The 21,987-nt window shown below is 47.4% G+C and carries 21 protein-coding genes; 4 read left to right on the plus strand and 17 right to left on the minus strand.

Features of this window, described 5'->3' with window-relative positions; translation table 11 throughout:
* Nucleotides 1-8: 8 nt before the first annotated feature.
* Together rpmG and rnz are read right to left on the minus strand one after the other, a co-directional pair.
* Complete coding sequence (rpmG, locus tag MKY62_RS12630) at nucleotides 9-158, minus strand: 50S ribosomal protein L33 (RefSeq protein ID WP_003183271.1); 150 nt, start codon at nucleotides 156-158, stop codon at nucleotides 9-11.
* A gap of 119 nt (nucleotides 159-277) precedes the next feature.
* Nucleotides 278-1,201, minus strand: coding sequence for a ribonuclease Z (gene rnz, locus MKY62_RS12635; RefSeq protein WP_009327934.1), 924 nt, complete (start codon nucleotides 1,199-1,201; stop codon nucleotides 278-280).
* Nucleotides 1,202-1,434: 233 nt separating this feature from the next.
* Between rnz and zwf the strand changes: the two genes are divergently transcribed.
* A complete protein-coding gene (gene zwf / locus MKY62_RS12640) occupies nucleotides 1,435-2,898 on the plus strand; it encodes a glucose-6-phosphate dehydrogenase (RefSeq protein ID WP_031314657.1) in 1,464 nt (487 codons plus the stop codon).
* A 35-nt stretch (nucleotides 2,899-2,933) separates the two neighbouring features.
* Here zwf and MKY62_RS12645 read toward each other — a convergent pair whose 3' ends face one another.
* The 12 genes from MKY62_RS12645 to MKY62_RS12700 all read right to left on the minus strand — a co-directional run bounded on the left by MKY62_RS12645 (nucleotide 2,934) and on the right by MKY62_RS12700 (nucleotide 16,619).
* Complete coding sequence (locus MKY62_RS12645) at nucleotides 2,934-4,898, minus strand: TRAP transporter permease (RefSeq protein ID WP_009327932.1); 1,965 nt, start codon at nucleotides 4,896-4,898, stop codon at nucleotides 2,934-2,936.
* Nucleotides 4,891-5,409: a DUF1850 domain-containing protein gene (locus tag MKY62_RS12650; protein ID WP_011198098.1), complete on the minus strand. Its 519-nt coding sequence runs from the start codon at nucleotides 5,407-5,409 to the stop codon at nucleotides 4,891-4,893. The genes MKY62_RS12645 and MKY62_RS12650 overlap by 8 nt, the downstream gene beginning before the upstream one ends.
* 101 nt (nucleotides 5,410-5,510) lie before the next feature.
* Nucleotides 5,511-6,500: a TAXI family TRAP transporter solute-binding subunit gene (locus MKY62_RS12655; protein WP_003183281.1), complete on the minus strand. Its 990-nt coding sequence runs from the start codon at nucleotides 6,498-6,500 to the stop codon at nucleotides 5,511-5,513.
* Between the two features lie 246 nt (nucleotides 6,501-6,746).
* Nucleotides 6,747-7,460, minus strand: a complete 714-nt coding sequence (locus tag MKY62_RS12660) for a GntR family transcriptional regulator (protein WP_003183283.1) — start codon at nucleotides 7,458-7,460, stop codon at nucleotides 6,747-6,749.
* Between the two features lie 119 nt (nucleotides 7,461-7,579).
* The gene (locus MKY62_RS12665; protein WP_003183285.1) at nucleotides 7,580-8,995 is read right to left on the minus strand and encodes a glycoside hydrolase family 1 protein; all 1,416 of its coding nucleotides are present in this window, start codon (nucleotides 8,993-8,995) and stop codon (nucleotides 7,580-7,582) included.
* Nucleotides 8,996-9,010: 15 nt separating this feature from the next.
* Nucleotides 9,011-10,327, minus strand: a complete 1,317-nt coding sequence (gene celB, locus MKY62_RS12670) for a PTS cellobiose transporter subunit IIC (protein WP_003183287.1) — start codon at nucleotides 10,325-10,327, stop codon at nucleotides 9,011-9,013.
* A gap of 39 nt (nucleotides 10,328-10,366) precedes the next feature.
* A complete protein-coding gene (locus MKY62_RS12675) occupies nucleotides 10,367-10,699 on the minus strand; it encodes a PTS lactose/cellobiose transporter subunit IIA (RefSeq protein WP_003183289.1) in 333 nt (110 codons plus the stop codon).
* A gap of 5 nt (nucleotides 10,700-10,704) precedes the next feature.
* Nucleotides 10,705-11,013, minus strand: coding sequence for a PTS sugar transporter subunit IIB (locus MKY62_RS12680; RefSeq protein WP_003183291.1), 309 nt, complete (start codon nucleotides 11,011-11,013; stop codon nucleotides 10,705-10,707).
* Between the two features lie 149 nt (nucleotides 11,014-11,162).
* Nucleotides 11,163-12,824 carry an alkaline phosphatase gene (locus MKY62_RS12685; protein WP_003183293.1) on the minus strand — a complete coding sequence of 554 codons (1,662 nt, stop codon included), beginning with the start codon at nucleotides 12,822-12,824 and terminating at the stop codon, nucleotides 11,163-11,165.
* 139 nt (nucleotides 12,825-12,963) lie between these two features.
* The gene (locus tag MKY62_RS12690; RefSeq protein WP_003183296.1) at nucleotides 12,964-13,749 is read right to left on the minus strand and encodes an SDR family oxidoreductase; all 786 of its coding nucleotides are present in this window, start codon (nucleotides 13,747-13,749) and stop codon (nucleotides 12,964-12,966) included.
* Nucleotides 13,750-13,866: 117 nt separating this feature from the next.
* The gene (gene gndA / locus MKY62_RS12695) at nucleotides 13,867-15,276 is read right to left on the minus strand and encodes an NADP-dependent phosphogluconate dehydrogenase (RefSeq protein WP_016886716.1); all 1,410 of its coding nucleotides are present in this window, start codon (nucleotides 15,274-15,276) and stop codon (nucleotides 13,867-13,869) included.
* Nucleotides 15,277-15,362: 86 nt separating this feature from the next.
* Nucleotides 15,363-16,619, minus strand: coding sequence for a DNA polymerase IV (locus MKY62_RS12700; RefSeq protein WP_016885947.1), 1,257 nt, complete (start codon nucleotides 16,617-16,619; stop codon nucleotides 15,363-15,365).
* Nucleotides 16,620-16,699: 80 nt separating this feature from the next.
* Between MKY62_RS12700 and MKY62_RS12705 the strand changes: the two genes are divergently transcribed.
* Both MKY62_RS12705 and MKY62_RS12710 read left to right on the plus strand, forming a co-directional pair.
* Nucleotides 16,700-16,987, plus strand: a complete 288-nt coding sequence (locus tag MKY62_RS12705) for a hypothetical protein (protein WP_003183303.1) — start codon at nucleotides 16,700-16,702, stop codon at nucleotides 16,985-16,987.
* A 48-nt stretch (nucleotides 16,988-17,035) separates the two neighbouring features.
* Nucleotides 17,036-17,860 (plus strand): membrane protein insertase YidC, encoded by an 825-nt coding sequence (locus MKY62_RS12710; RefSeq protein ID WP_003183305.1) that lies wholly within the window; start codon nucleotides 17,036-17,038, stop codon nucleotides 17,858-17,860.
* Nucleotides 17,861-18,020: 160 nt separating this feature from the next.
* Here the strand turns inward: MKY62_RS12710 and MKY62_RS12715 are convergent, their stop codons facing one another.
* Entirely contained in the window at nucleotides 18,021-19,139 is a 1,119-nt protein-coding gene (locus tag MKY62_RS12715; protein ID WP_003183307.1) for a tripeptidase T, read from the minus strand.
* Between the two features lie 20 nt (nucleotides 19,140-19,159).
* On the minus strand, nucleotides 19,160-20,689 hold the full coding sequence (locus tag MKY62_RS12720) for an acyl-CoA carboxylase subunit beta (RefSeq protein ID WP_339613684.1): 1,530 nt from the start codon (nucleotides 20,687-20,689) through the stop codon (nucleotides 19,160-19,162).
* Between the two features lie 100 nt (nucleotides 20,690-20,789).
* Here MKY62_RS12720 and prli42 point away from each other — a divergent pair, with 100 nt between their 5' ends.
* Entirely contained in the window at nucleotides 20,790-20,882 is a 93-nt protein-coding gene (gene prli42 / locus MKY62_RS12725; protein ID WP_003183312.1) for a stressosome-associated protein Prli42, read from the plus strand.
* Between the two features lie 141 nt (nucleotides 20,883-21,023).
* Here the strand turns inward: prli42 and MKY62_RS12730 are convergent, their stop codons facing one another.
* The gene (locus tag MKY62_RS12730; RefSeq protein WP_003183315.1) at nucleotides 21,024-21,983 is read right to left on the minus strand and encodes an aromatic acid exporter family protein; all 960 of its coding nucleotides are present in this window, start codon (nucleotides 21,981-21,983) and stop codon (nucleotides 21,024-21,026) included.
* Between the last annotated feature and the right edge of the window lie 4 nt (nucleotides 21,984-21,987).

Below are 21,987 nucleotides of genomic sequence, written 5' to 3' on the forward strand. Positions count from 1 at the left end.
GGTTTTAGTTATTTTGTTTCACGGTGAATCGTGTGCCTTTTCAGACGCGGAGAATATTTTTTCAATTCCAGGCGATCCGGATTTGTGCGTTTGTTTTTTGTCGTAATATAATTGCGGTCCCCTGTTTCGGTGCACGCCAATGTAATTTTTACTCTCATGTTGTCCTCCTTAATAAAACGTAATCATTACGCTTTATTATACATCATTTTAGAACCGTGTCAACAAAAAAAGCTTCCCGTCCCGGATTGTCGGAACAAAGAAGCTTTATAACTGCCCATTAAGTTCTTTTGATCTCATGCTCATAAAAGTCAAAAGCTGCCACGGTATCAGGAAAGATCGCTTTTGCTTCATCGACCAGTTCAAGCACGTTTTCCCCCTGGTATCTTGCACTGATATGGGTTAAAATCAGTTTTTTTGCACAGGCTTCCCGCGCTGTTTCAGCAGCTTGTTCTGAAGTGCTGTGATAATAGTCTCCGGCGAGCTCCCTGTCGCCTTTCGCAAATGTTGCTTCGTGGATGAGAACATCGGCTTTTTCGGCAAGCCTCTTCACATTCTCGCATGGCCTCGTATCCCCGGAAAAGGCGACAATCCGCCCTTTTTTTGGCGGTCCGATAAAGTCTGCCCCATGAATCGTCCGGCCGTCTTCCAATGTGACCGTCTCCCCGTTTTTCAGTTTTTGATAAACAGGGCCCGGCGAGACTCCGATCTCTTTCAGTGCTTCAGCGTCAAGGGCGCCCGGAACATCTTTTTCCTGCACGCGGTACCCAAAAGCGGGAATGCCGTGAGATACGCTTCTGGCCGTCACGATAAACTGGTCATCCTCAAAGACTGTCCCTTCTCCAATCTCCTTAATCACAAGCGGATATGTGACATGCGTCCCCGATACGTCAAGCGCCGTTTCAAGAAACGTTTTGATTCCTTGCGGTCCGTATACGGTCAGCGGGCCTTCCCCTCCCTGGAAAGATCGGCTGCTGACAAGACCCGGAAGCCCGTATACATGATCGCCGTGAAGATGGGTAATAAAAATCTTTTCAATTTTTCTAGGTTTGATCGATGTATGTAGAATTTGATGCTGTGTGGCTTCCCCGCAGTCAAACAGCCAAACAGACCGCCTTTCTTCTAAAAGCTTCAATGCAACGGATGTGACATTCCTCGTTTTTGCGGGGATGCCCGCTCCCGTTCCTAAAAATAATAACTCCAATATCCTTTCCTCCTGCTAAAAACTTCATCTATCACAAGCATACAGGAAGTCTTGGAAAAAAGAAACGCCGGCCTCGCGTCGGGCTATGCAACTAAATACCCTGACCGTTTTCAGTAAAGTTTTCATACGATTCGATCTCAAATGTTTGCTTTAAGGGATTATTAGCTTTAAAATGAAGAAAATAAACTTATGCTTCGAATAAAGTGAGGTACGTTTAATTGAAAAAAGATCAAATGGAACCAAAAGCAGTTATCGTAATATTTGGCGCAACAGGGGATTTGGCAAAACGAAAACTATATCCTTCTATCCACAGGCTCTACGAAAACGGACAAATCGGGAATGAATTCGCGGTTGTCGGAGTCGGCAGACGCCCTTGGACAAATGAAGACTTTCGCAGTACCGTACAGCAATCGGTTTCGAAGTTTCCGTTAAACGAAAAGGATGTGGACGAGTTTACATCTCACTTCTACTATCATCCTTTTGATGTTACAAATTCCGGCTCATACCGGGAATTAAACGAACTTATAGAGAAGCTGGAAAGTACATATGATATTCCGAATAACCGGATGTTTTACTTAGCGATGGCTCCTGAATTTTTCGGAACGATTGCAAAGTTCCTAAAATCAGAGGGTGTCACTTCAACAACAGGCTGGTCAAGGCTCGTTATCGAAAAGCCTTTCGGGCATGATCTGCCGAGCGCAAAAGCCTTGAACCAGGAAATCCGTGAAGCTTTTACAGAAGATCAAATTTATCGGATTGACCATTATCTAGGAAAGCAAATGGTGCAGAACATCGAAGTCATCCGCTTTGCCAACGCGATTTTTGAGCCGCTTTGGACAAACAGATACATCTCGAACATTCAAATTACGTCAAGTGAAGATTTGGGTGTGGAAGACAGAGCGAGATATTATGAAAAATCGGGTGCGCTTAGAGACATGGTGCAAAACCACATTCTTCAAATGGTGGCGCTGCTTGCGATGGAACCGCCGATCAAGCTGAACACGGAAGAGATCCGCAGCGAAAAAGTGAAGGTTCTCAGAGCCCTTCGTCCGATTCAAAAAGACGATGTCGACCAATTTTTTGTGCGCGGCCAGTATGACGCAGGAGTCGTCGACGAAAAACATGTTCCGGCTTATCGCGATGAGCAAAACGTAGCAAAAGATTCGAATACGGAAACGTTCGTTGCCGGCAAACTGCTGATCGACAACTTCAGATGGGCCGGTGTGCCGTTCTACATCCGGACAGGCAAACGGATGCAGAAAAAATCAACGCAGATTGTCGTCCAATTTAAAGACATTCCGATGAATCTTTATTACGGAAACGGCAACACGATGCACCCTAATCTGCTGGTGATTCATATTCAGCCGGATGAAGGCATCACCCTTCATTTAAACGCAAGGAAGCTTGGAGGCGGCACTTTTGCCCAGCCGATCAAGCTCGACTACTGCCATAACTGCGGGGACGGCATCAACACGCCTGAAGCTTATGAAAAGCTGATTTTGGACTGCTTGCACGGAGACGCGACAAACTTTGCCCACTGGGATGAAGTTGCGCTTTCCTGGAGTTTTGTTGATGCGATTTCTCAAAACTGGGAGGAAAACAAAACCCTTTCCCCTAACTATAAGGCGGGCTCCATGGGGCCGAAAGCTTCTGACGACCTGCTCGCAAAAGACGGCTTTCATTGGTGGCCGCTTTAATAAAAAAACAGCCTTCACAATTGAAGGCTGTTTTTTTATGCTTTCAAGGCCTGCATCTCTTCCGGATGGCTTTTGTCCCGCTTCCACATCAGCTGAAGGACGAACAGCAGAAGGAATATGCCGAGGCCGATCATATCGGAATAGCCTTCTGGATAAATCAGCAGAAGACCGCTGGCAGCCGCCAGTATTCTTTCAAACCAGAACACTTTTCTCATCCAGAATCCGATCATGCCAGCGCCGATGGCGATCATTCCGGACAATGCGGTAAAGACCACCCAGAGAATTTCATACCAATGCGCATCAATCATGAGAAGCTCCGGAGACAGGACGAATATATACGGGATGATAAAAGCGGCAATCGCAAGCTTTGCTGAATTGATCCCCGTTCTGATCGGCTCTCCTCCCGCAACCCCCGCAGCTGCAAATGCTGCCAAAGCAACGGGCGGCGTAATGTCAGCTACGATGCCGAAATAAAACACGAACAAGTGGGCCGACAGATCAGGAACATTCAGCAAAATCAAGGCTGGCGCGGCAATCGTCGACGTAATGACATAGTTTGCCGTCGTCGGCGACCCCATTCCGAGAACAAGAGCGGCGATCATTGTCAAAAAGAGCGAAGGCAATAATGCGCCTCCTGCCAAATCGAGCAGGCCGTTTGCAAGTTTGAGGCCGAGACCCGTCTTTGTGACGACTCCGACGATGATGCCGGCAGCTGCCGTTGCCGCCGCAACGGAAAGCGCCATTCTCGCTCCTTCCGCAAGAGCCAGCACAATCCCTTTAACGCCCATTCGCGTTTCTTTATTGAACAAACCGACCAGGATCGCCAGAACGATCGAATACAAAGCGGCATGCATGACCGTGATGCCCGACATTAACAAAACGACGACCGAAATGATCGGAAGCAGCAAATAAATCTTTTTGAATACTTCCTTGCGGTTCGGCATTTCTTCTTTCGTTAGTCCGCGCAGGCCGAGGCGCTTCGCTTCAAAGTGCGTCATGATCCAGATGCCCGTAAAGTATAAAACAGCCGGGATCGCCGCGGCTTTCGCGATATCCCAGTACGTAATGCCTCCGCCGATGAACTCAACCATTAAAAAGGCGGCGGCTCCCATGATCGGAGGCATCAGCTGTCCGCCGGTAGATGCGGAAGCTTCGACTGCACCGGCGAATTCTTTTTTATAGCCCAGTTTTTTCATCATCGGAATCGTAAACGATCCGGAAGTGACGACATTGGCGACAGAGCTGCCGCTGATCGTTCCCTGAAGGGCGCTTGAAAAAATCGCGACTTTTGCCGGTCCGCCCGTGCTTCGTCCGGCGATCGCTACGGCAAGGTCATTAAAATACTGCCCCACTCCTGTCCTGACAAGAAAAGAACCGAACAGGATGAACAGGAAGATGAAAGTCGAGGACACAGCGAGCGGCGTGCCCAGGATTCCTTCCGTCGTAAAATACATCGTCTGAACGAGCCGTTCCATCGTCAGGCCGTTGTGAGACAAAAAGCCCGGAAGATACGAGCCGTAAAGGCCATACAAAAGAAACAGGCCGGCGATGATCGTAATCGGCAGTCCGACAGCCCGTCTCGTCGCTTCCAATACGAGCAGGACGGCCAACAGCCCGACATAAAAGTCAGTTTCCGTGATCAATCCGATCCCGCCCACAATCGTTTCATAATTGGCGACCCAATAAGCGCCGACGCCTGCTCCTAACACGGCTAAAATTGCGTCATACCAGGCGACTTTGAATTTGCCGGTCTTCCGCAAACCTTTTGTCGCCGGAAACAGCAAAAAAATCAGACCGAGCGCAAACCCTAAATGAACGGACCTTTGAATTTGAGCCGGAAAAACGCCAAAAATGGCTGTGTATAATTGAAACAAAGAAAAAGCGAGCAGGCCGGCAAATGCAATGGCCCCTGTCAATCCTTTGAGCTTTCTCGTTCCCGCTTCAGGATCGTATTTCTCCAGCAGTTCCTGCTGATCTTTTTCCGAAAGCTGCTCAGTCATTGATCTTCACTCCCCTCAGTTGTTGCAAGACATTTAGTTTTCGGACACTCATCCTTGTCCATGTGCCGGGACGGATGTACCGCTTTAACTCATGTTCAGCGCCTGAATACTTGATCCTGTGATTCGCCCTCACCCTGCCGATCCGCATATCGATGAACGGAAAGGTCCTCTTCATGTTCGAAATGGTGTAGACGCCGTTTTTGATGTCGAGCCTTTCACCTTGTTCTGCGTTTGCGGGCATTCCGACGGCCGGATCATGATAGGTCAGAGCGGTCTGCCGAATCATCCCTTTTTCCCACACATACGATTCGATCACTTCTGTCCGATGGATGGAATGCGTATAGACCACATCAAAGCTTTTCTTCTTTTGGAGGGGAAGAAAAGCGATGATCTCGCCGCTGTCCTCTTTCTCGAACACGACGGCGGTCTGATAAGGAATCAGGCATGCCGCTGCAAAAACGGCAATGATCAGCGCCGGCACAAGCCGTTTTATGATTTTTAATTTCCCCATTTTTTCCATATCCCCTGCCGAATAGAAAAACGATAGACCGATGTTTCATTGCAACGGTCTATCGATTGCCCGGGCTTATTCATCGCTTATCTTCCTTGGTTTTACGATTTTTCGATCCCTTTTTCTTTGAAGTATTTAGCCGCTCCCGGATGAATGTCGATATCGCCCAATCCTTCAAGCGCGGTTTCAGGCTTGATAAACTCGCCTTTCGCATGATTGATTTTATCGGCTTCAAACAGCGCTTTCGTCATTTTATAGACGGTGTCCTCATCCATCTTGTCGGATGCGACGAGCATCGCTTTGACAGCGACCGTGTTCACATCGCTCCCGATGCCGTAGGTTCCTTTTTTGATCGTATCCTCCGCATAGAACGGATACTTTTCAATCAGCTTTTTCTGCTTGTCTTCTTCAATGTTTATAATTTTGATTTTATTTTGTGCGGAAAGCCCTTCGACAGCGCCTGTAGGCGTTCCAGCCGTGATGAATGCGGCATCGATAGCGCCTGACTGAATGCCGTCGGTTGATTCTTCAAAAGACAGGTTTTGCGGTTTGATGTCGTCAAAAGACATCCCGTGAACCTCCAAAATCTGCTTGGCATTAATGTTGACCCCTGCTCCCGCAGCACCCACGGAAACCGTTTTGCCTTTTAAATCCTCAACCGAATTGATTCCGCTTTTTTCTGTTGTCACAATCTGTACAGTTTCAGGATACAGGGCGGCAATCGCCTTGATTCCCTCAATTTTTTCTTTAAACATCTCTTTGCCTTCTATGGCATAAGTGGCAATGTCAGTCTGGGAAAAAGCGACTTCAGCTTCCCCTTTTTGCAGAGTTGCCATGTTTTCAGCAGAAGCCCCTGTAGTCTGCGTCGTAAATTTGTCTCCTGTGGCATCCTCCCAAAGGTTTGCAAACTGACCGCCAAGCGGATAATATGTACCGCCGGTTCCCCCTGTCAGCAGACTGTAGTTTCCTGATCCTTTTGACGCAGATCCGCCGTCCTTATTTCCTGATGCATTGTTGCTTCCGCACGCAGCCAATCCCATGACGAGCGTCAGCAGCAATACCATCCATGATAGGCTTTTCCACTTTTTCATTCATTCTCCCCCTTTGCTTGATGGACAAATAACAATCCTATCGTACCATGAAAAATGTATTAGTTGTCAATATATTGTTTTATTTCTAATTATTTAGTTAATTTTATGAGCCGCTCGTTCTGAATATGCGCACGGCCTCTGAAATTCTCGTCCGCTACAGCGATGTTAGTCCATAATCCCTTCGGAGGACAAGCGTGCTGGAAGATTCTATGACAAAACAAAAAAACCCGCGGTTATGCAGGTTTTTCATTTCCGAATATGGACGCTCGAAAACACAAACTTATCATAGCGATGCCTTGCAAAAGAATATTCAAACGGTTCCCCCGTATTTAAAAAAGCGACCTGTTCGACTTCAAGAACCGGATCGTCAGGGGCGCATTCCAAGTACTCTCGGTCGAGTGCACTCGACTTATCCGCCCTGATCTTCCGGTGCGATCCGGCGATTGTCAGTTTCAGCGTCTCGGTGATGTGCCGGTAAACGGAGCCGTGAAGGACGTCTTCATTTAATTCAGAGATGACGTTCGAAGGCATATACGTTTCTTCAATGACATACGGTTCGCCTTCAACCTTTCTGAGCCTGATGATATGATACACCGGAACGGTCTTTTCGATTGACAATTGCTTTGCCACTTCATCTGAAGGGAATTCGACGTCAAATTGAATGATGCGGCTTTCGATTTGTTTGTTGGCAAGAAGCTTGGTCAGCCCAAGGTTTTCGCGGTCTGTTACACTGACGGGAAGCTGCTGAATCGATGATTTTACAATGAAGGTGCCGTGTCCGCGCTTACGGTACAGCATGCCTTCTGACACAAGAATATCGAGGGCTCTTTTCATCGTCATTCTGCTGCAGGAAAATTCCTTGGCGAGAGAAAGCTCATCAGGTATGGGCTGATCAATCGGATAGTATTCCTCCTGAATCCGCCTCCTCATTTCGTTTGAAATATATTCGTATTTTCTCATGTTTTAACCACCATTACTAAGGATTCTGTAGCCTGTAACACCTTCTTTATCATTATATCGGTTTTAATGCGGAAATAAAAAGATGGCCCAACTGACCATCTTTTAGCCCGAGTCCCTTTTTAAAAACCGTTGTTCTCGGCAACTTTCTTAAACCAGTATCCGCTTTTTTTAATCGTTCGTTCGCCGTTTTTGTCAAGGTTGACAGATACAAATCCGTAGCGGTTTTTATAGGCGTTCGTCCATGACCAGTTGTCCATGAAGGTCCAAAGATGATAGCCTTTGACATTCGCTCCTTCCTGAATGGCTCTGTGCACCCATTTTAAGTGTTCTTTTATAAACGAAATTCTGTAGTCATCGCGGATCATGCCGTCTTCGCCGCGGAAACGTTCTTCTCCTTCAACGCCCATCCCATTTTCAGAAATAAAGCATTCAATATTTCCGTAGTTTTCTTTGACATTGATTAAAATATCATAGATTCCTTTTTCATATATCTCCCAGCCGCGGTGGCGGTTCATTTTTCGTCCGGGCATTTCATAATGGTCAAAAAACCGTTCCGGCATAAAAGGCGCGTCCGGATGAGGCAGGTGCTCCTTCGCTTTCACCCGTCTCGGCTGATAATAATTGATGCCGAGCAGATCGACAGTGTGATTTTTGATCAGCTCCAAGTCTCCTTCTTCCATGACAGGCAAATAGCCTTCTTCTTTTAATATATCTGTTAAAAGCTGCGGAAACTCACCCTTAACGGCGGGATCAAGAAACGATCGGTTAAAGAAAGCGTCGGCTATTTCAGATGCTCTTACATCTGCCGGATGCTGGCTTCGCGGGTAGGACGGCGTTAAATTTAAAATGATGCCGATTTTGCCGTCGCCCCCGAGTCTGCGATAAGCTTCGACAGCTTTAGCGTTTGAAAGAATTTCATGGTATGCGACCTGGACGGCTTTTTGAAAGTCGACGATGTTCGGATAGTGAAAATCGTATAGATAGCCGCCTTCTGCAGGAACGATCGGCTCATTGTGGGTAAACCATTTTTTCACTCGGTCCCCGTACAGCCTGAAGCACGTTTCCGCGTATGAAGCAAAGTGATCGACGACTTGCCTGTTTTCCCATCCGCCGATTTGCTGGAGCGCAAGCGGCATGTCAAAATGATAAAGGTTGACAAAAGGCTCGATGCCAGCCGCAAGCAGTTCATCGATGACTCGGTTATAAAAGGCAGCTCCTTCTTTGTTCAGCCGCCCTTTTCCATCAGGAAACAGACGAGCCCACGAAATGGAGAAACGAAAAGAGTGGTGGCCAAGCTCTTTCATCAGCTGAATATCTTCTCTGTAAGTCTCGTAAAAACGCGAAGTCTTCTCAGGGCCTACTCCGTCAAAAAATCGGTTTGGCTCTTTTTCGTACCAGTGATCCCAAATGTTCTTTCCTTTGCCTCCTTCGGCCGCCGCTCCTTCAGTCTGAGTGGCGGAAGCCGCCGACCCCCACCAGAAGCCATTTGGAAAACGGTATTGAATTTGTTCTAGCTGCGGTTCTGTTTTTGACATGTCATCAATCTCCTTTTAAAGTCCTAGTGTTGTCTTTTCTTGTTCCGCTTCATTGATCTCCTGCTCTTTTTTCATATTCATCCGGTCGATGAATTTCAAAAATGGGAACCAGATCATAAAGACAACGGCTAAATTCACAATCTGAAGAATGCCGCCGGCAAGCGAATTGGTCGCCATCATTCCGCTGATAAAGATCGGCACAGTCCAAGGAATCGTGACCCCGGTCGGCGGCGGTACAAGCCCGGACGCCATCGCGAAATACGTAATCAAAGTGACGATCATCGGCGAGATGACCCACGGAATAAAAATGAGCGGGTTCATGACGATCGGCAGACCGAAAATGATCGGTTCATTTACGTTGAAAATTCCCGGGGCTGCTCCGAGTTTTGCGACCTGCTTCATCTGCTTGCTCCTCATAAACAGCAGGATCGCAATAATCACGGCCAAGGTCATGCCGGTTCCGCCCATTCCGACGGTGTAGACTTCCATAAACTGCTTATTGATAATATGCGGCACTTCTCCTGTTGCGGTATAGCTATTCAAATTTTCGATCGAAAGCGTATTCCAGATCGGATCCATAACGGAGTTGATGATAATTTGTCCGTGGAGTCCGAAAAACCAGAGCAGCTGAGTGAAAAATATGGCAATCAAGGTCGGAATGATACCGCTTCCAAGACCGACAAGCGGAGCCTGCACCAGGTTGTAAATTAAATCGTGCATATTCGTATTGAACACTTGGGTTACAAGGATATTGATCACCAAGTAGACGGACAAGGTCATCACCGCCGGAATCAGCGCGGCAAAAGATTTTGCTACAGCAGGCGGAACGCCGGCAGGCATTTTGATCGTATAGTTTTTCTGGACAAAAAATCTGAAAATCTCAGCGGATGTAAAGGCGGTAATCATTCCGAGGAACATCCCTTTCGCACCGAGCCTGTCAATCGGGATGACGTTCGGAATCACTTCCCCTCCTTCGCCGTTTAATACAAACGGAGTCAGCAGAAGGAACGATGCCAAAGCGACGACTCCTCCAAAAACCGCTTCGACTTCATAAGTTTTGGACAAATAATACCCGATCCCGAATACGACGAAAACGGACATGATGCTGATCGTTGCGCTCGGCGCTATGCTTAAAGCCGACTGGAACGTTTCAAGCGCGGATTTGCTCATCATTTTATTGAGAAACGGCAAATTGGTTAAAACGACAATGATCGATCCGAAAATGGTGAGCGGAAAAGCCAGCATAAATGCATCCCTCAGCACGCCTAAATACCGGTTATTATTCAGCTTCCCGGCAATCGGCACCAAGAGGTTGCTCAATTTTTCAAACATGGTCTCTTATCCCCCTTCGATTTTGCCATGCAGTGCGAATCATAGACTTTTCTCTTTGAACAATTCCAATAATTCAGAAACGAGTTCCTTCATCGTGAGCGTCGACATCAAATGGTCCTCGGCATGCAAGAGCAGCAAAGAGAACTCATTTTTTCCCCCGCCCGCTTCTTTTTGGATCATTTGAAAATGAATATCGTGGGACTGCTGCAAATCGTCTTCTGCCTGTTGTAGCAGCTCCTCTGCTTTCTGAACGCTGCCGTCGCGGTATTCCCTGATGGACTGAATAACCTTGCTGCGGGCGTTTCCGCTGTGAAGAATGAGCTGAAAGCAAATTTGTTCGCCTGTTAATTCATCGAGCTTTAATTTTTCCATTATCGTCAATCCCCGATCAGGCTTAGCGCCTGTTCATAAGCTTTCTTTCCATCAGCCATTCCGTAAGCCAGCATATCAATCACATCAACCTTAATACCGTACTGTTCAGCTTCCTTCTGCAGCTCGCCTTTTAAAAAGCTCATTTGCGGGCCGATGAGAACGACGTTTGCCTCTGCCATCTCTTTTTTCGCCTGGTCCTGTCCGACCGCCCAAATTTTTGCCTCATCACCGATTGAATGCGCGTATTCCTGCATCTTGGTGACAAGGAGGCTTGTCGACATTCCAGAGCTGCATGCGAGTAAAATTTTCTTCATGGTGATCTCCTCCCTTTATTAAAAGCGCTTTCACACAACTATTATTATATCTTTTTATTTTTAAATGTCTAGACATTTAAAAATAAATGTATGTATTTATTTCGAACAATAAAAAACCCCTCTTCTTTCCAGAGGGGTTTTCAAATAAATTATCTGGCGTATTTTTTGAATAGCTGAACTGCTTCTTTAGGCACGTAGAAGGATCCATTGCTTTCAACAATCACGCTGTCTAGTTCGTATTCCTTCCCGTTGATTCTGATAATGTTTTTGTTCACAGGCATTTCGGCTTTTGCTTTTTTGCGCGCTGCGACAAGAACTGGGTTAGCCGGATCTTTTTGATCGATCGTTACGCTGGCTCCGGCTTTTTTAAATGCCTGTTTTGCTTCGATAAATAATTCGTTTGTTAATTTGTCTAAGTTGAAGCCCATTGCCTTTGCCATCGTTTTGGCGATATCGGTGTTTTCGACGAGACCCTGCGGCTTTTCTGGACCATACGAATACAGGAAGACGTCTTCACCCGTATGACCGCCTGTTGTGAATCCGATGTTGGCCCGGTTGCTGAGCAGCTTGGTAAATAATGAAGCCGCTTCTTTTTTGTTTTTCACGCTTTTCAGCTGTTTCTTCTCTGCCGGCGTTAAATCATCAAGTCCGTAAAGCTTCGCCGCTTCTTCGATATTCGATAAGTCGTCTTTTAATTTGCCAGTTGCGCCTTCCACCGTCATTTTAGCTTTTTTCAGCGGATCGACATAGGCTGATACCGGTGTTGTGTCATAGCCTTTCGTCGTGTTGCTGTTGCCGATGGAGATGCCGCTGTTGCCATGGTCCGAGACGGCAATAACCATTGTATGTTTATCTTTTTTAGCGAAATCAAGCGCTTCTTTCACCGCGTTATCAAACGCCAATACATCGCTGATCATGCCGATCGGATCGTTTTGATGCGCTGCCCAGTCAGGCTTGCTTCCTTCCACGAATAAAAAGAAACCGTCCTTGTCTTTAGAAAGCGTCTGAATCGATTTTTTCGTCATCTCTGCAATAGTCGGCTGCTCTGGATGCGTTGCGCGGCGGTCCATGTCATACGCGAGATCGCGCTGTGAGAAGGCGCCCCAGATTTTTTTCGATTTTGACTTGAGGAGTTGATCTTTCGTTTCAACGAAATCGTACTTTTTATCTTTGAGCACTTTTACAAGGTCTTCACCGTCTTTGCGGCTTTTATCCTTTGTACCCGGCTGAAGCGATTCTTTTCCTCCGCCAAGGACAACATCCATGTTTTGATAAACCTGCTGTTCACCGAGCACTTCAAAATTATTGCGGTCTTTATGATGGCCGGAATAGCCGGCAGGCGTGGCATGCTGAATTTCAGATGTTGCAATGATGCCGGTTGCTTTCCCCTTCTGTTTTGCGCCTTCCAGCACGTTTGCTACAGGCCGGTAATGATCTTTTTCACGGACCTTCTCGACTCCTGGTGTGTTCACTTTTGAAGGCAGCACACCGATATAGGAAGAATTTGATTTTCGTCCCGTTGCCATCGCAGTTGCTGCAGGTGCAGAATCAGTGATCGCCGATTCTGCCGAATACGTCCGGACACCGCCGCTGACGATCTGGTCCATTGCGAGCGGTTCGCCTTTATACCAGCGTGCCAAAGTTGATGCAGAAGAGCTTGTTCCATCCATGACCATCATGATCACGTTTTTGACCTTCGGCTCTTCCTTTTTTTTCGCTGTTTCCATTGCCGCACTGCCTGTTCCCGCCGATCCTAAAGCGACTGCTCCTGCCAGTGTAATGCCGACGATTCTGTTGCGTAAGAAACCCATTCTTATGTACTCCCTCCATAACCGCTTTTTGTTGACACACCTACACTATCATTGCTATGTAAACAGCACTATTGCTTTCTATTAATCTTATGTAAATTTTCATGGGCTTATGATGAAAAGAAGGCATCCCGCCTTCTTTTCACCCTTTTCCCGCTTGGAATCCCGGGTATTTTGTCATCCCGCCGTCTACATACAGCGTCAGGCCTGTCACATAGCTTGCTTCTTCAGATGCTAGCCAGGCCGCGCAGGCTGCGACTTCCTCCGGCTTTCCGATATACCCTATCGGAATCAATTCAATAACGCCTTTTTTCAATTCGGGATCAGCGAATTTTTCGGCGTTAATCGGCGTATCGATTGCACCGGGGCCGATCGCGTTTACCCGGATTCCTTTCGGAGCATATTCCAAAGCAAGGGTTTCCGTCAGCAGTTTTGCCCCGCCCTTGCTTGCCGCATAATGGACAAAATGCGGCCACGGGATTTGCTGATGGACGCTGGACATATTGATGACCGAGCCTTTAATATTATGGTCGAGCATATAGCCGATCGCTTCCCGGCATCCTAGAAACATCCCCGTCAAATTGGTTGATATGACGCGGTTCCAGTCCTCCAGAGACAAATCCTCAGAAGGTACTTCATTTTCCACCCCGGCGTTGTTCACCATCACATCAACGGAACCGAATGAATCAACAGCCTGTCTGATCAGCGCTTTCACATCATCTTCTTTTGAGACATCTCCTTGAACGGCAATCGCGCGCGCTCCGCTGCTTTCTATTTTCTCCACCGTCTCTTCGGGATTTTCTTCTTCCTTGAAATAATTGATCACTACATTGGCCTTTTCAGCACCGAAGCGCAGTGCCATCGCTTTTCCAAGGCCTGTACCCGCCCCTGTGATAACGACCGTTTTTCCCTCTAAACTTGGATACATGGGTTGATTCCTCCTTATTGAAACTCACTTTTGAGTAGGTTTCCACACAACCGCTTAAACATGCATCCTTCCGAAAATCAAAAAAACCGCAAGCTTTTCAGCTTGCGGTTTTACATCTTATTTCATCCACTCAGTGTGGAAAATGCCTTCTTTATCTGTACGCTCATACGTATGGGCGCCAAAGTAGTCGCGCTGCGCCTGAATCAGGTTGGCCGGCAGGGTTGCAGTGCGGTAGCTGTCAAAGTAAGCGAGAGCGCTTGAGAAGCAAGGTACAGGAATTCCTTGTTCAACCGCAAGAGAAATCGTTTTGCGGAGAGCTCCCTGATAGCTTTCAACGATATTTTTGAAGTACGGGTCAAGAAGCAGGTTGTCAAGCTCTGGATCGCGGTCATACGCTTCTTTGATTTTTTGCAGGAACGCTGCGCGGATGATGCATCCTCCGCGGAAAATCATCGCGATATCGCCGTATTTCAAATCCCAGCCGTATTCTTCTGATGCGGCTTTCATTTGAGCGAAGCCTTGGGCGTAAGAACAGATTTTGCTCATGAAGAGCGCTTTTCTGACCGCTTCGATCAGCTCTTCTTTGTTCTCAGCGGCAGGTTTCGCTTCAGGTCCTGCCAGAAGCTTGCTCGCTTTAACGCGCTCTTCTTTCATGGAAGAGATGAAGCGGGCGAAAACAGATTCCGTAATGATCGGAAGCGGAACGCCCAGGTCAAGGGCGCTTTGGCTTGTCCATTTTCCTGTGCCTTTTTGACCTGCTTTATCGAGGATGACGTCAACGAGCGGCTTGCCGGTTTCCTCGTCTTTTTTCGTGAAAATATCAGCTGTGATTTCGATCAGATAGCTGTCAAGCTCTCCTTTATTCCACTCGGAAAAGACTTCGTGAAGCTCATCTGATGACAGACCGACAATGTGTTTCAAAATAAAGTAGGATTCTGAGATCAGCTGCATATCGCCGTATTCGATGCCGTTATGAACCATTTTTACATAATGGCCGGCGCCGTCAGGACCGATGTATGTCGTACACGGTTCGCCGTCCACTTTGGCAGAAATAGCTTCAAGAATCGGCTTGACAAGCTCATGGGCTTCCTTTTGTCCGCCTGGCATGATAGACGGCCCTTTCAGAGCGCCTTCTTCACCGCCGGAAACGCCGGTGCCGATGAAGTGAATGCCGCTTTCGGCAAGCTCCCTGTTTCTTCTCTGCGTATCTTTATAATATGTATTTCCGCCGTCAATCAAAATGTCGCCTTTTTCAAGGTGAGGCAGAAGCGATTGAATCGTTGCGTCTGTCGGTGTTCCAGCTTTGACCATTAAAAGAATTTTGCGCGGTTTTTCAAGAGATGCAACAAACTCTTCAATGCTGTATGTACCGACAACGTTTTTGCCTTCGGCTTCTTTCAGAAACTCTTCGGTTTTCTCGCTTGATCTGTTGTAGACAGAAACTGAAAACCCGCGGCTTTCAATGTTTAAAGCCAAGTTTTTTCCCATTACTGCTAAACCAACTACACCTATTTGTTGTTTTGCCATGTCTAACGTCCCTTCTAAAGCGTTTAGCATTATAGTTTAATTTTTATTTAAATTGAAATTACCACACTTTGACCTACATTTTCAAGCTATTGATCTTGTCTCTCGTCTTGGAAAAAATCTTTGTTAAAGCTTGTTCCGCTCGTTTTGCTTTCTTTTTTCACAATCCTGACCCCTTTTTTGATGAGGTCTGTTCCATATTTTTCATTCAGTTCGGCCATCACTTTTTGGATCGGCTCATCTTTGGCATCCTCATGAAAGGAAAACAAATCAAGCTGTTTGACGGCTTCCTTTCGATTGACGAGGTCTGTTCCCGTCACGCCCAAAAGCCTGACAGGGCTTCCGTGCCAATGCTGCCTGAAAAGGGCTTTCGCTTCCTTCGCAATGTCGTCTTTTGAATCGGTCGGATTCAGAAGGGGCTTGCTTCTTGTTATGTTCGTCCAGTCCGCAAATCGGATCATGATGAAAACTTTTGCTGCCATGACCTCTTTTCGCTTCAGCCTGTCGCTTACTGAGATTGAAAGCTTGTCAATCAGTCCGAACAGCTCTTTCTCATCTGTGCTGTCATGCGGGAGGGTCGAGGAATTGCCGACGCTTTTGAATTCGTATATTCTGTCGGGATTCACTTCTCCTGTGTCGATGCCGTTTGCCCTTCTTTTTAAACGGGGGCCGTTGATGCCGAGGAGGCGCTTTAAAGCATACTCATCTGCGGCAGCCAAATCGCCGATCTTTTCGATCTCGAGCGTCTTAAGCTTTTCGGCGGTTTTCCGGCCGACTCCGTACATCTCGCTGATGTCCATGGGCCAAAGAATCCGGGGCACTTCACGCTTTCTCAAAATCGTAATGCCGAGCGGCTTTTTCATATCCGAAGCCATTTTGGCCAGGAATTTATTCGGAGCGATCCCGATGCTTGACGGAAGCAGCAGTTCCTTTTGAAGGCGCTCCTGAATTTCCTTCGCCGTTTCGCATGCCCGATTTCTGTATGGCGTATCCGTTAAGTCCATGTACCCTTCGTCGATCGAAACAGGCTCGACAAGGTCCGTGTACTCCCTGAGCACTTGAAACATTTCTCTTGAAGAGCTTCTGTAGCGGTCGAAATTCGGCGGCTTGACGATCAGCTCGGGACAGAGCCGCTTCGCTTCCCAGAGCGGCATGGGCGGTTTGACGCCGCGTGCTCTCGCCTCATAGCTGCACGTGACGACGATTCCTTTCCGCTCCTTCGCATTTCCCGCGATGGCTAGCGGCCTGCCTTTCAGCGAAGGGTCATACGCCATTTCAACAGACGCGTAAAAGCTGTTCATATCGATATGAAAGATGACTCTCCCCTTTTGTTTATCAGCAGACAAAACGGCTCCCTCCTGGCACTCTGATTAGACATCCCGGCTTTCATATAGTAAGATGTTAAATGAAACGGAAGTGATAAAAGATGATTCTTGAATCTTTCAACGATGCTTTTTTTCTGATTGAGTTTTTCACAATCGTCCTCCCCGCACTGACGGCGATCGGTATCGCCCTGATCCTGAAGGATTGCAGTACGGGAGACAGCTGGAAAACGAAACGGTTTGAAGAATATCATGCAATACAGTTTGTTTCTGCAGTCGATTTTCTCATCATCCTATATCATCGCATTACGGTATGGATAAGTAAAGTCATTCGCATGAAAGCTTCATCGAACGACGATGAAGACCACCGTTTCCTTCTTCTTTCAATTTAAACGTGAAGGGCGTCCGGCATACGGGCCCTTATTTAGAAGGAGGAGAACGTGTTGAACACGAAACTAAAGCAATTGTTTGCGACTGCAATGTTTTTGATCATGACTATGTTTATAGGTGAACAAGCTTCGGCAGCCACCGGCAGCACCGGAGGAAGCGACAACTTCTTCCACCATTATGTCGTGGTGCCTTTTTCAGAGCTGATTAAGGGAATCGCCGGAATCTTCCACGGAAACTACGGATTGTCGATTATTTTTGTGACCATCATCGTCCGGGTTCTCGTTTTTCCGCTGTTTGCCAACCAGTATAAAAAGCAGCGGGCGATGCAGGAAAAAATGGCGCTTGTCAAACCTGAGCTGGATGCGATTCAAAGCAGGTTAAAAAAGACGAAAGACCCCGTGAAGCAGAGGGAAATCCAGCAGGAGATGATGCAGCTTTACCAAAAGCACAACATCAATCCGCTGGCGATGGGCTGTCTGCCGATGCTGATTCAGTTTCCGATTCTGATCGGTTTCTATTATGCGATCCGCTCGACGCCTGAAATTGCTTCGCACTCTTTTCTCTGGTTTAACCTCGGGCATTCTGATATTATCGTATCTTTAAGCGCCGGGTTCATGTATTTTATCCAGTTCTATGTGTCTCAAAAGCTGAACGCACAGAACGCCCAATCAAATCCGGCGGCTCAGCAGTCCGCCAAAATCATGGGCTTCTTTTTCCCTGTAATGATGACGATCTTTTCGATCAATGTCCCTGCAGCCCTGCCGCTGTACTGGCTGACAAGCGGACTGCTTCTGACGATTCAATCGGTCGTTCTTCATCAAGTTTACCAAAAAAACAAAAAAGCCATTCAGCCTGCTGAATCGGCTACAAAATAAAAAAGCTTGCGCCTTTAAAGGCGCAAGCTTTTTTGCGTTTCCCTTTAATCTTCTCAATCGCGACTAAAGGGCTGATGAGAATAATGAGACGGCTCTTTTGTTCGAGAACGCCGCTCTAAGAGCTGAAACGAACGGCAACTTCCCCTGTAAAACCCCGCCTTTATGAACGATTCGCTACTTCCTCAATAATGGCAACGACCATTTCTGCAGTTTTGACAAGTTCCTCAATCGGCATTTTTTCGTTTTTCGTATGGATCTGTTCATATCCGACTGCAAGGTTGACAGTCGGAATGCCGTGGCCTGCGATGACGTTCGCATCGCTTCCTCCGCCGCTCGTCAACAGCTCGTACGGACGGCCGATTTTCCCGGCGGCTTTTTTGGCAATTTCAACGACAAGATCACCGTCTTTGTATTTAAAGCCCGGGTACATGACTTCGATTTCCACCTCGGCTCTGCCCCCCATTTCGGCGGCTGCCGATTCAAACGCCTGCTTCATTTTTTCCGTCTGCTTTTCCATTTTTTCCGGAACAAGCGAACGGGCTTCAGCAAGAATGTCGACTTGATCGCAGACGATATTGGTTTGCGTTCCGCCCTCAAAGCGGCCGATGTTAGCCGTCGTTTCCTCGTCGATGCGGCCAAGCGGCATTTTGGCAATCGCTTTTGAAGCGATCGTGATCGCTGAGACTCCTTTTTCCGGCTCTACACCGGCATGAGCCGTTTTTCCATAGACAGTTGCTCTAATTTTCGCCTGTGTCGGCGCTGCCACGATAATATTGCCGACCTTCCCGTCGGAATCAAGCGCATATCCGTAATCGGCTTTGATCAGCGAACGGTCTAGAGCCTTCGCTCCGACAAGCCCCGATTCTTCACCGACCGTAATGATAAATTGGATCGTTCCGTGCGGAATGTTTTTTTCTTTCAGCACTTTTACGGCTTCTAGCATCGCTGCAAGGCCTGTTTTGTCGTCGGCTCCCAAAATTGTTGTGCCGTCTGTTTTGACATATCCGTCTTCAATGACCGGCTTTACGCCTTTTCCGGGTACGACCGTATCCATGTGGGATGTAAAGTAAATCGTGTCCGCTTCTTTCGTTCCCGGAAGCGTGCACACGAGGTTGCCTGCTCCGTGCCCGGTTTTTGGCTTTGTGTCATCTTCCACGACATCCATTCCAAGCGCCGCAAATTTTTCTTTCAGCACCTTGCAGATTTCAGCTTCATGTTTTGTCTCGGAATCAATTTGCACAAGTTCTAAAAACTCTTCTAACAAGCGTTTTTTATTCATGCTAGTTTCCCCTCCATTTTTTAAAGCGGTATATTTCCATGCTTTTTGTCCGGCCGGATTTCTTTTTTGCTCTTCAGCATGTCAAACGTTTGGATCAGCTTCTTCCGCGTCTCTTTCGGATCGATGATATCGTCAACCATGCCGTATCTTGCAGCGGTAAAAGGGCTTGAAGCCTGCATGCACTTCCGGATTTTTTCCTCCCGGGCGGCCCGCGGGTCGTCTGACCGTTCGATTTCCTTCGCAAACAGCACGTCTGCAGCTTCCGAGGCGCCCATCACTGCAATTTCTGCATTCGGCCACGCAAACACGGCATCCGCTCCAAGCGCCTTGCTGTTTAAAGCGACATATGCTCCGCCGTATGCTTTTCTTAAAATGACCGTCACCTTGCTGACAGTGGCTTCCGCATACGCGTAAAGGATTTTGGCGCCGTGCCTGATCACCCCGCCGTGCTCTTCGCGTATTCCCGGAAGAAAACCGGGACAATCAACCAAAGTCAAAATCGGGATCTGAAAGGAATCGCAAAAACGGATAAACCGGGCGATTTTGTCAGCCGCATCCATGCTGAGGCTTCCGGCTAAATACTTCGGCTGGTTGGCCACGACCGCCGCCGTTTCCCCCGCTATCCTTGCAAAACCGATCACCGCGTTTTTGGCAAAATGGCACTGCACTTCAAAAAATGTTCCGCCGTCTGCGATTTCCGCGATGATCTGTTTGACGTCATACGGACGCTGACCGTCTTCAGGCAGGATCGTCATTAAATCAGGCCTTATCTCATGATCTTTCGCCTTTCTCGCCTTGGCGGGAGGCTTTTCTTCGTGATTCTGGGGGATGTAGGACAAGAGCTTGCGCACCTCATGAAGGACGGCCTCATCGGAATCCCCGGAAAAATGGGCATTCCCGCTGATTGAATTATGTATATAGGCGCCCCCCAATTCACCGGAGCTGACAGCCTCGCCTGTCGCCGTTTTGATGACTTTCGGACCGGTAATAAACATCTGTCCGGTTTTTTCGCTCATGAAAACGAAGTCGGTCAAAGCGGGGGAATAAACCGCGCCGCCCGCACAAGGGCCGAGAATGACAGAGATTTGCGGAATGATGCCTGAGCAAAGGACATTTCGGTAAAAAATATGACCGTATCCATCTAATGATAGCACACCCTCTTGAATTCTCGCACCACCTGAGTCGTTCAGACCGATGAACGGCGCCTTATTTTTGAGGGCAAGATCCATGACGGCCGCTATTTTTTTGGCGTGCATTTCTCCGAGCGCTCCGCCGGTGACGGTAAAATCCTGGGAAAATAGATAAACGGGCCGCCCGTCGATCTTTCCGAATCCCGTGACAACCCCGTCGCCTAACGGGCCGCCGGACTGCCGGCTTCTGGCAAAGGCATTCAGTTCAGTGAACGTCCCCTCATCAAGCAGAAGATCAATTCGTTCTCTGGCGGTGAGCTTGCCTTTTTGCTTCTGCCTGTCGATCCGTTCCTGGCCGCCTCCGAGCGAAGCTTTTTGGCGGCTGTTGTTTAAATCGTCGACTCTTTCAAACATATTCATCACGTTCTGCCCCTTCTCTATTTGATTCCAAGAACGAAACTTGTCCGATGAAAAAAAGCAGTATAAAATAATGGGAGATTAAAAAACAGAGGTGAAAAGCTTGTCTCGAAAATTCATCAAGTTCATGGTTATTTTAATGATCGGCGTCATGGTGCTGACCACTCTGCTTACCGGAATCAGCATGATTTTTTAATACAGATCATGAAAGCAGGCGATTCTTTTTTCGGAGAAACGCCTGCTTTTTTCGGGCTCAGGCTTCCGGGAAGAATAGAAAAAACCGCACAAGCTTCTCCCTGTTTCATTAGATTGACCAATGAAGGAGAAACTCATGCGGTTATGCAGGAGATTTAATACCTTTAAAGTAACTCTTAATCACAAGATACTGTTCCATTTCGCCGAGAAAAATGAAAAGAGCAGCGCGCGCTTCAAATTCTTCTCGTGTCGTCGGCAGCTCCATCTCTTCGATTTCCTCTCTCATTTTCACGAGCCGCTTCAAAAATTTATGAGCCGTATTTCCGGGATGGATGGCTCCTCTTAAATCATGGAGAAACGCCGCGATCATCTGCCCCTGTTCAACCGTCATCGAAATCGACGTGATTTTCGGCAGAACCCTTTCGATAATTTCAAATTGCTTTTCTCTCATTTTAAAGTAGTGATAATAGAGGTTTTCGTGCCTGAGAAAATGATTTTCCACATCGCGGTATGCCAGGGTCTTCGCTTCATTGATCAAACGGTGCGTCTCAGGAATCTCTTTTCCCGTCCAATCCTGCTCCCCGGTCAGCAAATACCGTTCGATTTCTTCAAAAATCTTGGCAAAGTTATCTTCTATTTTCTGCTGATACTGTTTGAGCTCTTTATCGAGGCTCGGCATGTACAGATTCATCAGCAGGGCTACGCCGATTCCCGTAATGATGATAAGGAATTCGTTCCAAACGAGAGAAAGGGTGATCCCTTCCGACATATAAAGGTGAAGAATGATGACCGAACTTGTGACGATTCCTTCTTTTATTTTCAGAAGAACGGTTGTCGGAATAAAGAACAGCAGCATCAGACCGATGACAGCAGGATGATAGCCGATCAGCTCAAAAAATGCGCATGAAAAGACGATCGCAAGTATGCATGCCGCAAACCGTGCCCATGATGCCTGAAGAGACCGTTTTTTCGTCACTTGAATACAGAGGATCGTGATGATCCCTGTCGACACAAAATTATGGAGGCCGAGCAGCTGTGCGATATAGATGGCCAATGCTGTTCCAAGCGCTGTTTTTAATGTGCGATAACCTATTTTAAACATCGTT

The organism is Bacillus sp. FSL R7-0646, from assembly GCF_037969865.1.
In the GTDB taxonomy this organism is placed as follows: domain Bacteria; phylum Bacillota; class Bacilli; order Bacillales; family Bacillaceae; genus Bacillus; species Bacillus licheniformis.

What these genes read in the sequence shown, in the direction of transcription:
- MKY62_RS12730 (WP_003183315.1), bottom strand. Translation starts at nt 21,983, where the DNA reads ATGTTTAAAATAGGTTATCGCACATTAAAAACAGCGCTTGGAACAGCA.
- MKY62_RS12690 (WP_003183296.1), bottom strand. Translation starts at nt 13,749, where the DNA reads ATGTATCCAAGTTTAGAGGGAAAAACGGTCGTTATCACAGGGGCGGGT.
- MKY62_RS12715 (WP_003183307.1), bottom strand. Translation starts at nt 19,139, where the DNA reads ATGAATAAAAAACGCTTGTTAGAAGAGTTTTTAGAACTTGTGCAAATT.
- gndA (WP_016886716.1), bottom strand. Translation starts at nt 15,276, where the DNA reads ATGGCAAAACAACAAATAGGTGTAGTTGGTTTAGCAGTAATGGGAAAA.
- MKY62_RS12685 (WP_003183293.1), bottom strand. Translation starts at nt 12,824, where the DNA reads ATGGGTTTCTTACGCAACAGAATCGTCGGCATTACACTGGCAGGAGCA.
- MKY62_RS12675 (WP_003183289.1), bottom strand. Translation starts at nt 10,699, where the DNA reads ATGGAAAAATTAAAGCTCGATGAATTAACAGGCGAACAAATTTGCTTT.
- MKY62_RS12660 (WP_003183283.1), bottom strand. Translation starts at nt 7,460, where the DNA reads ATGAGAAAATACGAATATATTTCAAACGAAATGAGGAGGCGGATTCAG.
- MKY62_RS12655 (WP_003183281.1), bottom strand. Translation starts at nt 6,500, where the DNA reads ATGAAAAAGTGGAAAAGCCTATCATGGATGGTATTGCTGCTGACGCTC.
- MKY62_RS12705 (WP_003183303.1), top strand. Translation starts at nt 16,700, where the DNA reads ATGATTCTTGAATCTTTCAACGATGCTTTTTTTCTGATTGAGTTTTTC.
- MKY62_RS12680 (WP_003183291.1), bottom strand. Translation starts at nt 11,013, where the DNA reads ATGAAGAAAATTTTACTCGCATGCAGCTCTGGAATGTCGACAAGCCTC.
- zwf (WP_031314657.1), top strand. Translation starts at nt 1,435, where the DNA reads ATGGAACCAAAAGCAGTTATCGTAATATTTGGCGCAACAGGGGATTTG.
- MKY62_RS12650 (WP_011198098.1), bottom strand. Translation starts at nt 5,409, where the DNA reads ATGGGGAAATTAAAAATCATAAAACGGCTTGTGCCGGCGCTGATCATT.
- MKY62_RS12645 (WP_009327932.1), bottom strand. Translation starts at nt 4,898, where the DNA reads ATGACTGAGCAGCTTTCGGAAAAAGATCAGCAGGAACTGCTGGAGAAA.
- MKY62_RS12720 (WP_339613684.1), bottom strand. Translation starts at nt 20,689, where the DNA reads ATGAATATGTTTGAAAGAGTCGACGATTTAAACAACAGCCGCCAAAAA.
- MKY62_RS12665 (WP_003183285.1), bottom strand. Translation starts at nt 8,995, where the DNA reads ATGTCAAAAACAGAACCGCAGCTAGAACAAATTCAATACCGTTTTCCA.
- rpmG (WP_003183271.1), bottom strand. Translation starts at nt 158, where the DNA reads ATGAGAGTAAAAATTACATTGGCGTGCACCGAAACAGGGGACCGCAAT.
- celB (WP_003183287.1), bottom strand. Translation starts at nt 10,327, where the DNA reads ATGTTTGAAAAATTGAGCAACCTCTTGGTGCCGATTGCCGGGAAGCTG.